The sequence below is a fragment of the Spiroplasma endosymbiont of Megaselia nigra genome (genome assembly GCF_003987485.1).
Taxonomy (GTDB): Bacteria; Bacillota_I; Bacilli_A; order Mycoplasmatales; family Mycoplasmataceae; genus Spiroplasma.
Genome location: NZ_RCOO01000175.1, coordinates 1 through 2,219 on the forward strand (window position 1 = coordinate 1; position 2,219 = coordinate 2,219).

Genomic DNA, 2,219 nt, shown 5'->3' on the forward strand with positions numbered 1-2,219 from the left:
TTTTTGAGCAATAAAACTTATCTTATTATTTTTAACTTCTTGTACTATCATTTTTCTAAAATCTGCTGTATATTTATTAAATTTTTGTCCTTTTCTTGCCATATAAAAATGCACCTCCTCTAAAAGTTTAGTAAAGTTCTTTTTTAATTTTACTTACTTTTTGGGGTGCAGTCTATTAATAAATGACTTTTTTATTATTAATTAACTTTTACCATACCATCTTTGTCAACTATTAAATTAGGTTCTGATGTATCATTATTTCAACGATAAACTGCTTTAAAATATGAACCATCATCTCTATCTCATTGTCTTCATTTACCATCACTAAATGCCCCAAAAATAGCGTTTGGTCGTATCATAAGTCGACATTTAACATTTGGTAAATCTTCAATAATTCACCCCATATCTGGTTCATATCTATTGTTTTTATATTTTGTAGCAATTCATTTATCAGCTTTTCAAATTATAAAATATCATCTATTATCTGCTTCATTAAATGGTTTTTCTTGTGGTGCTATGGGTTCTAAATTATCTTTGATTTCTTGATTATCTGTATTTATTTTGTTGTTTTGTTTTCATATTTTTAATTCTTTTTCGCTATATTGTGGTGTATTACAAGCAACTAAACTTGTTGTACTTGTTCCAATTAAAGTGATTGTTTCTAAAAGATTTAATATATTTTTCATTTAATTATTTACTTTTTATTTTCAATTAAGTGTTTCAATAGAAACACTATAATCAACAATTATATGTCCTATATAAGTATTTGTATCAGAAGAAGTAATCTGTGCTCTTATATTACTAACATTTTCAACATTGATTTTTTCGATATTTAACTTTGGATTTAATTCTTTTAATTTATCTTTGATTTGTTGTTCGGTTGGATTAGATAAATTATCAGTTATAAATTCACCTAAACTAGTTTGAGTAATAATTTTATTTAAATTAATATTAGATATAAAATTAATAACTACTTCACCACTTAAAATATTTTTTCTTATAAAAGATATTTTTGCATTTCTTGAAGTTATATCTTTAACTTCAAAATCATTTATAATATTTATTAAAATAGGATTTAATTCTTTTAATTTATCTTTGATTTGTTGTTCGGTTGGTAAATAATTATTATTAACTATAATTGAGCCTAATTCAAAGTTTTTAATAAATAATTTTACTGGCCTACTATAAGTAATATTTATTTCACCAGTATAAATATTTGTATCATTTGAATTAACTTTAATAGTACTTGTAGTAATGTCTGTGACATTAATTTTATTAATATCTAATTGTGAATTTAATTGTTTTAAAAAATGTTTAAATAATTGTTTATCATATTCACCACCAAATCCAGTTATATCAATTTCTCCCAAATGAGTAGTTTTAATAACAACGTTTATTGGTACAGATTTATCAACTGTAAAATTAATTATTTTTTGACCACCAAATCCAGTTATAGTGACTACAGCACTATTTTCAGTAATATTTGTAACATTAATGCTATTAATATTTACTTGTGGATTTTTTTCTTTTATTTTATCTTTGATTTGTTGTTCTGTTGGAATGTCAGCTCCATTAGTTTTAAATATATGTTTAGAATTTACTGAATTTCTTTTATTTCTGCTTATGTTTAAACTTGTTAAATTTAATTCAGACAAATCTTTATTTTTTTGATAAGAAACATTAGCAATTACTGTTGGTACAACAGTTCCACTAATTGTTAACATACTTAATAAACTAAGTAATTTTTTCATACTTGTTTTTCTCCTCTTCTTAATCTTGAAACTTATTATCAAGATGGATTTTCATTAATTATATATATATATATGCAAGTCAAATAATTTTAAATATATTTATTTTATAAAGGAGTTTGTTTAGAATGATTATAATAATATTGTACTAATCTGGGCTCGCGGTGATTTTTATAAGTTTGTGAAAAATTATTTAAAGTTTAAAAAAACTTTTGCCGCGCTTTTCAAAATACTTGGGAAAAATTCTAAGCGTTAAGCGAAGAATTTTATAAAGGTTCCCAAATTTGTTTGAAAGAATCTCAAAACTTTTTTTAACTTGTAAGTCATTTTATCACAAAAATTTAAGAAAATCAACCGCTCGCCCAAAACCTCAAAAAACTATATAATTAACTTTGTATATAAAAGAAAGGATTTTTTAAAATGGATAAAACAAAGCATCATTTTACTTTTAAAGAAAGAGTAATGTTAAAA

General features: G+C 23.0%; 2 protein-coding genes. Both read right to left on the reverse strand.

The window, feature by feature from the left end; all coding sequences use genetic code 4:
- Positions 1-197 precede the first annotated feature (197 nt).
- A complete protein-coding gene (locus tag D9R21_RS05830; RefSeq protein WP_126821463.1) occupies positions 198-686 on the reverse strand; it encodes a hypothetical protein in 489 nt (162 codons plus the stop codon).
- A gap of 15 nt (positions 687-701) precedes the next feature.
- Positions 702-1,751 (reverse strand): hypothetical protein, encoded by a 1,050-nt coding sequence (locus D9R21_RS05835; protein ID WP_126821464.1) that lies wholly within the window; start codon positions 1,749-1,751, stop codon positions 702-704.
- Between the last annotated feature and the right edge of the window lie 468 nt (positions 1,752-2,219).